Here is a 10,512-nt window from a genome sequence, read left to right on the forward strand (position 1 = left end):
TATCATCTTAGCGAGCCATTACGCATTGGCGCTATTTTTACCATTGGCCCTTATCTAATCCCGCGCATTATTCCCGCCATACGCAAGTTAGCCCCAAAAATGCCACTGTATGTGGACGAAACCTATACCGCCACGTTGCGCAAACGTATTCGCCAAGGCGAGCTTGATGCCATTATTGTGGCCCTGCCGTTTACCGAAGCCGATGTAGTAACCCAAAAGCTTTACGAAGAGCCCTTCGTGGTGCAAATGGCGAGCGACCATCCATTAGCACAACAAGCGAGTATTGAGCCCGAGCAGCTTACCAACCAAAATGTATTACTGCTGGGTGAAGGCCATTGCTTTCGCGATCAAGTGTTAGAGGCCTTACCCAACCTTCGTCAACAGGCCAGCGACCCCAGCGGTTTAATCCGTACTGCCGCCGAGGGCAGTTCACTCGAAACACTCAAGCATATGGTGGCCTCAGGCTTTGGCATTACCATTCTTCCACAGTCTGCCACCGGCGATAGCAACCCACTATTAACAACGCGCCCCTTTACCGGCACGCCTCCAAAACGCTGCGTTGCACTGGCTTGGCGAGCAAGTTTCCCGCGCCACAAAGCGATTGATGTTGTTCGCGAAGCCATTCTTCAAAGCTACGCTAAAGACACTAATGCCTAATATTAACGCACAAATACCACTGCAAAATATTCCCGTAGCCAGCTTAAAAGGCGTAGGGGATAAGTTGGCCGCTACACTGGCAAAGCTTGGTCTCAACAGTATTCAAGATCTCCTGTTTCACCTGCCTTCGCGCTATGCCGATCGTACCCGTATCGCCGAAATGGTCGAGCTACAATCGTTGCAGCCTGCGGTTATTCAAGGCGCCATCACCAGCAGCCGTGTCGTTTTTGGCAAAAAACGTAGTTTGGTCGTCAATTTAGCCGACGATACCGGCCAAGTCGTATTACGCTTTTATTTTTTTACCGCGACCCAACAAAAACTACTAGCCGAAGGCAACTGTTTACGCTGCTATGGCGAACCACGCCCCGGCGCACTCGGGCTAGAAATGTATCACCCCGAATATCAAGCGGTTGAATCATTGGATGATATCGAAGGCTTAGAAAACACACTAACACCGGTTTACCCCTTAACCGACGGGCTCAGCCAAAAACGCCTGCGCTCACTTATGCTGCAAGCACTCGACATGCTAGATAAAAGCCCCCCCAATGAATTGCTACCTGTCGAAATAAGTCATCATTTCAATAACTGCACCTTAAGCGACGCCCTACACCTAGCCCATAACCCACCGCCAGACGCTGACATTAATAGCCTAATGTCTGGCACCCACACCTGTCTGCAGAGGCTCGCATTTGAAGAATTACTGGCCCATAACCTCACGGTGCAGCAAACACGTTTAGCCCACCAACAAGACCCCGCGCCCTCATTACCGGCGGATGAAACGCTTAAACAAAAACTGTTAAATCAGCTGCCTTTCAAGCCCACCAATGCGCAGCAGCGAGTACTGCAGGAAATAGAAGCCGACTTAAGCCTAAACCTTCCTATGCATCGGCTAGTGCAAGGCGATGTGGGCTCGGGCAAAACCTTGGTCGCGGCACTCGCCGCACTCTGTGCACTAGGCAATGGCTATCAAGCGGCCTTAGTCGCCCCCACCGAAATTCTCGCCGAGCAACACCGCAATAACTTTCAGCAGTGGCTCAATGCATTAGGCTTTGAGGTTGCATGGCTAGCAGGCAAAGTTACCGCCAGCCAAAAACGCAAAGCCCTCGAAAAACTCGCCAACGGCGAAGCCCATATGGCCGTAGGTACCCACGCATTATTTGAAGATAATGTGATTTTTAAACAACTGGGCCTAGTGATCATTGATGAGCAGCACCGCTTTGGCGTGCAACAACGGTTATCCTTGCGTAAAAAAGGTGGCGAACACTGCCCGCATCAGCTGGTGATGACGGCCACACCCATTCCGCGCACCCTGGCCATGACAGCCTATGCCGATTTAGAACTCTCCATTATCGACGAGCTTCCCCCCGGCCGTACGCCCGTCAATACGGTGATGATTAACCAAAACAAACGTGCCGATATTATCGCCCGTGTTCGCGCCGCGTGTGCCGACGGGCAGCAAGCCTACTGGGTTTGCACATTAGTCGAGGACTCCGAAACGCTCGCCGCCGCTGCGGCCGAACAAACCTGTGCGCTATTGCGCGAGGCCGCGCCCGAGTTGGCCATTGGCTTGGTTCACGGACGCTTAAAAAGTAAAGAGAAAGACGAAGTTATGTCAGCGTTTAAAGCCGCTGAACTCCACCTACTGGTCGCCACAACAGTGATCGAAGTGGGTGTTGATGTGCCCAATGCCAGCTTAATGATTATTGAAAACCCCGAGCGTCTTGGCCTTGCTCAACTGCACCAGATTCGCGGCCGAGTCGGTCGTGGTCAGCGCGCGAGCCACTGTGTTCTGCTTTACGGCCAACCCTTGTCGAAGCAGGGCCGATCGCGCCTAGAGGTTTTGCGTAATTCTAACGACGGTTTTGTGATTGCCGAAAAAGACTTAGAACTGCGCGGTCCTGGCGAGCTTTTAGGTACCCAGCAAACCGGAGATATGCACTTTAGGCTCGCTAATTTACAGCGCGATGCCGACATGATCGAACGTATTCACGGTGTCGCCAAAACGTTATTGCAGTATCACCCCGATATTGTAAAAGCCCTTGTCAGTCGCTGGTTCAATAATCAACAGGAATACGTTAAGGCTTAAAATGCCTATTGCCGGCAGACTCCGTCCAAATCGTTATAACACAACCACTTATCTATAGCGTTTCCCGACCAATGGCCCACAATTACCGGCTCCAGCAGCTATATTTTAATGACAGATTGAAAGTCGTTAAGCGAGGAGTTCGTTGTGACATTAAACGCCGGTATTTTGCAAATGTTAGAAACCAATAACATTCACTATCAATTGCGAGATCACTTACCCAAGCAACCCGCTAGCTCTTCCAGTAATGCTGGCTGCTTAGTGAAATCGATTCTACTCAAAGACAGCCAAGGTAGTGTGCAAGTTCTTTTACCCTGGAACTTCATTCTCGACTTAGACGCCGTCTCAACCGAATTTAATCGCAACCTAAAAGCGGTAGCCAATGAAGATCTGCGTGCGGCCCTCGAGCATGCCGGTTTAAGCGCTGTACCAGCGATTCCCCAGTGGCAGGACTGCACCACGTTGGTGGATAGTGCTTTACTGGAGTACAGCACGCTTTGGCTAGAAACCGGCGACCACGAACAAATGCTGGAAGTGACGCACGATGATTTTTGCGCCATGATAAAAGCCGCCAATATTGCACGTATTGGCAACCAAGCCCCCGAGCTACCACAGTCCAGCGAACGGGATACCGCACAAATTTCAGCGTCGGTGCAGCGTTTTACGCAACTGCGCATCAAACAACGCTTAGAAGACACCCTAGAACTACCACCACTGCCCGCAACAGCCCGTAAAATTATTCAACTGCGCGCCAACCCCGATGCGGATATTAGCGATTTAACCGATATTGTAGAACTAGACCCCTCATTGGCCGCGCAAGTGGTTAGCTGGGCAGCTTCGCCTTACTATTCAGCACCCGGCAAAATTAAATCGGTACACGACGCCATCGTGCGTGTACTGGGTTTTGACATGGTACTCAACCTTGCGCTGGGCTTAGCGCTCGGTAAGACCATGTCTGGCAGTGTAATGAATGAGAAACAAGTAACGGCCTACTGGCGCCATGCTGTATGTATTGCGGCAGCAGTAGAAGGCCTTGTAACGAGTATTCCAAGAGAGCATCGCCCGGCTTTTGGCATGTCTTATTTATCGGGCTTACTGTGCAATTTTGGACACCTTGTACTGGCCGATGTATTTCCGCCCTACTACGCGAATATTAGCCGTCACTTGGATGCCAACCCACATATTCAAAGCAGTGCCGTGGAACAAAACATCGTTGGGGTAAGCAGCTGTCAAATAGCCAGCTGGCTGCTAGAAACGTGGAGTATGCCTAACGAAGTTGTCACTGCATTGCGTCAGCAACACAATCCAAACTTTCAAGGTGAACATGCAGAATACGCACATCTTATTTATATCGCAGAACAACTGCTAGCACGTAAAGGTGTCAGCAACCGCCTTCCTGCACCTATTCCAACAAAACTCTACGAGGGTTTACACCTAGACCCAGAAACGGCGGAAACCACCATCGATAACGTGCTCGAGTCCTGCTCTGAGTTAAATGGTATTGCCGAAAAGATGATAAGCTAACACGATCGATTAACCGGTTTCATTAACCGGTTGCGGGTTAGCTTATCCTTGAATAAAAAACTTGAATAACAAAAACATCAATACCAAAAGGGCTTGGCGTAAACACCAAGCCCTTTTTATTGGCCACGAATTTAACCGTTAATGCCGTAGCTACTAATGTGTGCTAATGCTTAGTAATTACCAGTAAAACCTCGCCCACCCTAAAACCAAATTTAATCATTTTTGATTCATTAATGAGTGTATTGTCATTAACCAGATACATTCGGTCATCAACAGCCACATCAATAACATCACCTTTATAGGGTACCTGCAAAACATACTTCAAGAATAAACTATTACCTGCTACTTCTAGCTGACCCTCTCCCGTAACATCACCTGCCGTAGCAAGATACTGACCATTTTCGGTCGGTGTTAAAGTCCATATGCGACGCTGTTTTTCTCCGTCATCAAAGATAAAGGCTTCGTCCAACGTCCCAACGCCTTCGTCCCAACTTGCCGCAATATCCGCATTGAACATGCGTATGACTTTACCTGAGCGGTTTTTAACCACACCATGAGCACTTAAACTACCATCAAAAAAGCTTTCTAAATCAAGAGTAGGTGCATATTGCTGATAGTCTGTTACCTTTACTTGAGAACAAGCTGTTAACATCACCATTACAAACAAACCTCCAAACAGCTGAATAAAAGAACGGGAAAACATAATAACCTCACACTGGTTTTTGAGCTTTTACGTGTTATAGCAGAAATTGTATGACTCGAACCGATAAAAAAGTATTCGCAACGATTGAGCAACTGTAGAGGCAACCGACACCCTTGAGCACACGCGTACGCAAATGGCTATCCCGCATTCAACTCAGCGGCATACAAAATGGTGCAGCGCTCGCTGAACGCTGGCTAGCCACAATTGGTGGTTGCCTCGCTATTTTATGCATTGCGGCCTTTAGCGTTCGCATCACCGGTACACTGGGTGCCGCCGCCGTTGTCCCTTCTATGGGTGCGTCAGCCGTTTTACTCTTTGCCGTCCCGCATGGACCGTTGTCACAACCGTGGGCTTTATTTGTAGGGCACAGTGTCTCTGCCGTTGTGGGCGTAACCTGCGCTATGCTGATTCCTCATATGTTAGTCGCAGCTGCTCTCGCTGTGGGCCTAGCCATTGGCGCAATGCACATAACGCGCTCGATCCACCCACCCGGCGGTGCAACAGCCCTTGCCGCGGTTATCGGCGGATCTACAATTCATGAACTCGGCTACTGGTACCTACTTATGCCGACGCTCATTAATTGTATTATTATTTTTGCTTTTGCGATGATCTTTAATAATTTATTCCCCTGGCGGCGCTACCCTGCATCACGCATAAAATATCGGCCTATGGCACCCAGCGCGTCGGCACAGCTGAACCCTCAAATACTGGAAGACACACTTCGTGAGCACAACATCCACATCCCAACAAACCAGTTGCTACCCGCCATTAATACCGCCTTGCAAAAAACAAAACAACAAGCTGGGCATTTAACCATTGAGCTCGGGGGCGTCTACTCTAATGATAAACCCGGTGCCGACTGGGCTGTGCGCAAAATCATTGATGAATCACCTCATGCAGACCCAGAAAAATATATTGTGATTTATACGGTACTCGAAGGTAATGGCGTAAAAAGACACTCAGGCAGCTGTCGTCGCTATGAGTTTTCGGCATGGGCAAAAAAACAACTGCAAGCAATCGCGCCAATGTAAAGGGCGAAAAGCAATAATAATGACAAGAAGAATTAAAATAATGTACAAAATTCCGCTGAGATTACTGTTGATTAATTGCATCGCTGCAATACCGCTAAACCCTGTTTTTGCGCAAGAAGTTCCCGCCGATAAAAATGCAGATATTATTTTTACCGCATGCCAGCACAGCAAACACGGCACGGCTTTTTATGGCGCAGAGTGCACGCAAATTACAGTACCGCCAACAACACGTTCGCCAGCAATAACGCTAAATGTATTAAAGGCGCGAGCGCGCAGCACTCCAACACAAGACCCTTTAATTGTTATTACCGGTGGCCCTGGGACTTCCGCAGTCTCTTTGGCGTGGCAATATCTACGTTTTTTTTACGCCGTGCAAAAAAGCCGAGATATCCTTTTTATTGATCAACGCGGCACAGGAAAAAGCGCACCCTTTAACTGCGCCTCTGTAAGTGATCTCGACCAAACACAACCCAGCGCGCAACTTGTGGCCGCAATGAACAAAACTTTGATCCAATGCGCCGAAACATACAACACGCCAACACAGCCACTTTCAGCGATAACCACTCGCCAGGCCGCACTCGATATCGAGAGCGTAAGAACACAACTGGGCTATACGCAGCTCAACTTATGGGGCAGCTCTTACGGCACCCGTGTGGCAATGGAATACCAACAACTTTTCCCGCAAGCGATCCGTACCGTAATTGTTGACGGTGTAGCGCCCGGCGCAATTGCACTACCTCGCCACGCAGAGCACGACGCGGCGCACGCATTGCAACAGTTATTTATCGCTTGCGAAGCCCAACCTGCCTGCCTAGAAACTTTTGGTGACTTAAACAAAAAGTGGCAACAAGTCATTAAGCATCTAACAAAAACACCCACAACCGCACAACTCCATCACCCGCGCACCCAAGAAGCTTTAACAATTACCGTAACCGCCGCTTTAGCGTCTAACTGGGTGCGTTTTGCGCTGTATAACCGAGAATTATCCGCCCTACTCCCTATGGCCATTAATGCCGCCTTTGCACACGATTACCGGCCACTTTCGAATTTAGCTCAGATTGCGAGCGATAGCGTGAATGACGGTATGAGTTATGGCATGCACGCCGCTATTTTGTGCGCCGAGGACAGCCAAGCGCCCCATATACCACGCACAACACACACAAACCAACAGGGGCTTACGCCGTCTGTTATGCCGCCTATGCCGTTTAGCGAACTCAACGACCTAAGCCCTGCATGTAAAGCCATGCCAAAAAATACCGAAGACACAATCAAGACACTATTCACCCCAATCACCAGCGATACCCCTACGCTTATCACCTCAGGTCAATTCGACCCGGTCACCCCGCCCTTTTGGGGAGAATGGGCCAGCCAAAATATGACGCAAGCTAAGCATATTATTGTAGAAGGCGGGCATCACGGAGTCTCTGGCATTGGCTGTATGCCTAAAATTATTGCCCACTTTATTGAGTCTGCCAGTGTTGAAAATTTAGAACTCGAGTGCGTAGAAAAAATAACACCGGTTTCATTCTTTATTGACGGTGCCGGGCCATCGTTACTTGAGCATGCACATCCGCGGATTACTCCAGTAGAGGCTTCAGCCACTGAGGGTAAAAATCATGATTAATGTTGAATCTATTCAAAAAACCTTTGGCGCTACCAGCGCCGTTCGCGACGTAAGCTTTAGTGTTGCACCAGGCCAAACGCTGGGCTTATTGGGCCCTAACGGTGCGGGTAAAACCAGTAGCTTACGTATTTTATGCGGCTTACTCACCCCCGACGCCGGCCAAGTGCATATCGATGGCATTGATGTTGTAAAACACCCCGTAGAAGCGCAAAAAAAACTGGGCGTATTACCCGACAATTGTGGCCTTTATACCCGCTTAACTGCCGCCGAGAATTTACGCTATTTTGCTCAGCTTTATGGCATATCAAAATCGCACACAAAACACAGAATTGATGTGTTAGCTCAGCAACTGGATATGGAAGCCATACTGCATCGCAAAACACAGGGGTTTTCTCAGGGCGAACGCATGAAGGTCGCACTTGCGCGCGCGTTGGTGCACGAACCACCGTACCTAATATTGGATGAGCCCACCAATGGCTTAGATGTATTAACAACCCGCGCTGTGCGATCACTGTTACAGCAGTTAAAGCAAGACGGTATTTGTTTAATATTTTCTAGTCACTTAATGCATGAGGTTACGCACTTGTGCGATCAACTTACCGTTATTACACACGGTGAAGTCTCTGTCAGTGGTACGCCAGACACTATTATTCAGCAAACAGGTTGCACCGACTTAGAATCAGCCTTTGCACACCTATGCCTCAACACCAAAGCAAATAATAAAACAATCCATGGAGCCGCAGAAGATGAATAAAATATGGGTTGTTTTCAAGAAAGAATGGCTCGATACCCGCCGAGATATTAAAGGCGTACTGCCTATTTTTATTATGCCACTACTGTTTGCGCTAACGAGCTATGGAGTGCTGAGCTTTGTGGTTGTTATGCAAAAAGATAAACCTGAATTCGTGCTTTCGGTGATGAACCCCGAGCATGCTGCGCCTCTTATCGCTCAATTACAGGCAGCGGGTATTAATACAACGCCCTTCACCGGCAATGCTCAAGAGGAAATTCGCAACGGCAGCGTGCCGATGGTGTTACGTATTCCCGATACCTTTAGCGATAATTTTCGCAGCCAACGCCTAGCAAATATTGAATTGATTTGGGATCTTTCACGCAACGATCATCACGCCACGGCAAATCGCGTTAAAGCCATTACCGGCCAGTGGTTCCAAACCTTAGGCGCTCAGCGCCTTATTCTACGAGGCGTTAGCCCGCAAGCAGCGCAAGTAGGGCAAATATTTGATGTGAATACCGCGCGCGAGCAACAAATGGCCATGCGTATTTTAGGCTCAGTACCCTTATTTTTGGTCTTAGTGGCTTTTATCGCCTGCGCTGGCGTTGCAACAGAAATGGCCGCTGGAGAACGGGAAGGACGAACACTGGAAACGCTATTGATGGTTCCCGTCGCAAAGCACTGGCTATTTTTCGGTAAATGGTTGATGGCCTGCAGCCTTTCCTTAATCGTAATGACCATGGCATTACTCGGCCAGTTTTTGGCTATTCGCTACGCCCCCACGGCTGATCTAGGCTTGCGGGTGGATTTATCAGCTTTCGATTATGCTCGCGTTTTTATTCTACTGGTACCGTTGGTTGCTTTAGCCAATTCACTGCTGTTGTTCATTTCACTACGTGCCCGCTCCCTTAAAGATTCACAAACCTATACCCAGCTAGTCACGCTACTGCCGACTGCTACCGGTCTGTATGTTTTACTTTCTGGCAAGGCCACCACATTAACAGTAGCCGCTATCCCACTGTTAGGCAGCCAAGCTTTAATCACTGACGCATTAAGCGGCCTAAGCCTACATCCTGGTTTTATTATCCTGAATGCCAGCGTATGTTTTTTATTAGCCGGCGTGTTTTCAGCTCTTGGGGTTTCTTCATTCAAACTGCGATAAGTGGCATTCACGTCACCACCAATCGGCCAGCAGAACCGTTAAGGTAAGGGCTTCTAGCAACGCGCTATTACCACTTAAAACGGTCTAGGTAACTACTAGCGCCCATGGTCTATATTAATTAGGATAACCGCACAAAGCGTGGCGGTATGGACTGTTTTAACACTCTCCGGTCAACGCTAGATACTGACCCGAGGCTAGAATGACGGCGCACACGTTACCTATGAACTCAGATGCTCATCAGAATAAGTCTGATAGTGAAACGGATAACGAAATTATTCCTTCACTTAAGATTCCTCACGGCTTTAAACTTGATGTAAAGAGCAAAAAGGTTGTACGTAAAAACTCCGTTATTAAACCGCTGTTAATACTCTTCGTCAGCGCTGGAATTATCGTTCTTGCGGCATTCGTTTTTAACCATATGAAATCCTCTATCAATGGTGGTGCCGTGCTCGCATTTAATGCATCCCGCGATTACACACAAACACCTTTCGACGAGCTAGACGCACAACAACTTTGTCAGTTTCAAACACAAGAAGTCCACGGTAAGCACCTCATCATGAGCTACCTAGACACTCATTCAAGTCGATTTGAGCCGACAGCTGGGATATACAAGGTTTTTTTGGTCGCGCACCTAGGTCAACGCAATGACTACGAAGAGGCCAAAATTCATTGTTATATTGACCCGAACAAGCATCTTATCAGTCACTATAAAACCATCATTACCGGCAAGGGATCCATCATGAGCCGCGCACTGAAATTCTTCACGGGTTAATCTAAGCTTCAACCTAAAAGCGCACACCAACAAACATAACAAAAAGATATTGAGTGTCATTGCCCGCACATAGAGTAGTCAATTTCTCACAAGCACTGAATAGAATGTCAGCTGGAAAATAGGCCTTGGGTTACCTAATATGATAAGCATATTCACAGCGAGTCATCTGGGACGAGGAAACAATATTTCATCCACTAATACTTGATCTCGACCTCCTTACCTT

At 48.3% G+C, this 10,512-nt stretch carries 9 protein-coding genes; 8 read left to right on the forward strand and 1 reads right to left on the reverse strand.

The window, feature by feature from the left end:
* The 3 genes from AC3A8L_RS16025 to AC3A8L_RS16035 all read left to right on the forward strand — a co-directional run.
* Positions 1-657: hydrogen peroxide-inducible genes activator (locus AC3A8L_RS16025; RefSeq protein WP_487963280.1), on the forward strand; the 657-nt coding region annotated here is incomplete at its 5' end.
* The gene (gene recG, locus AC3A8L_RS16030; protein WP_487963281.1) at positions 650-2,743 is read left to right on the forward strand and encodes an ATP-dependent DNA helicase RecG; all 2,094 of its coding nucleotides are present in this window, start codon (positions 650-652) and stop codon (positions 2,741-2,743) included. The genes AC3A8L_RS16025 and recG, both read left to right, overlap by 8 nt.
* 144 nt (positions 2,744-2,887) lie before the next feature.
* Positions 2,888-4,264: an HDOD domain-containing protein gene (locus tag AC3A8L_RS16035; protein ID WP_487963282.1), complete on the forward strand. Its 1,377-nt coding sequence runs from the start codon at positions 2,888-2,890 to the stop codon at positions 4,262-4,264.
* A gap of 163 nt (positions 4,265-4,427) precedes the next feature.
* Here the strand turns inward: AC3A8L_RS16035 and AC3A8L_RS16040 are convergent, their stop codons facing one another.
* The gene (locus AC3A8L_RS16040; protein ID WP_487963283.1) at positions 4,428-4,967 is read right to left on the reverse strand and encodes a DUF3833 domain-containing protein; all 540 of its coding nucleotides are present in this window, start codon (positions 4,965-4,967) and stop codon (positions 4,428-4,430) included.
* A gap of 113 nt (positions 4,968-5,080) precedes the next feature.
* On the opposite strand from AC3A8L_RS16040, the gene AC3A8L_RS16045 reads away from it, so the two are divergent.
* The 5 genes from AC3A8L_RS16045 (at position 5,081) to AC3A8L_RS16065 (ending at position 10,289) form a co-directional block, all read left to right on the forward strand.
* A complete protein-coding gene (locus AC3A8L_RS16045) occupies positions 5,081-5,998 on the forward strand; it encodes an HPP family protein (protein WP_487963284.1) in 918 nt (305 codons plus the stop codon).
* Positions 5,999-6,017: 19 nt separating this feature from the next.
* Positions 6,018-7,622, forward strand: coding sequence for an alpha/beta hydrolase (locus AC3A8L_RS16050; protein ID WP_487963285.1), 1,605 nt, complete (start codon positions 6,018-6,020; stop codon positions 7,620-7,622).
* Positions 7,615-8,376, forward strand: coding sequence for an ABC transporter ATP-binding protein (locus tag AC3A8L_RS16055; RefSeq protein WP_487963286.1), 762 nt, complete (start codon positions 7,615-7,617; stop codon positions 8,374-8,376). Before AC3A8L_RS16050 ends, AC3A8L_RS16055 begins: the two co-directional genes overlap by 8 nt.
* Positions 8,369-9,517 carry an ABC transporter permease gene (locus AC3A8L_RS16060; RefSeq protein WP_487963287.1) on the forward strand — a complete coding sequence of 383 codons (1,149 nt, stop codon included), beginning with the start codon at positions 8,369-8,371 and terminating at the stop codon, positions 9,515-9,517. The genes AC3A8L_RS16055 and AC3A8L_RS16060 overlap by 8 nt, the downstream gene beginning before the upstream one ends.
* A gap of 199 nt (positions 9,518-9,716) precedes the next feature.
* Entirely contained in the window at positions 9,717-10,289 is a 573-nt protein-coding gene (locus tag AC3A8L_RS16065) for a hypothetical protein (protein WP_487963288.1), read from the forward strand.
* Positions 10,290-10,512 lie beyond the last annotated feature (223 nt).

This window comes from Marinagarivorans sp. (genome assembly GCF_982758155.1).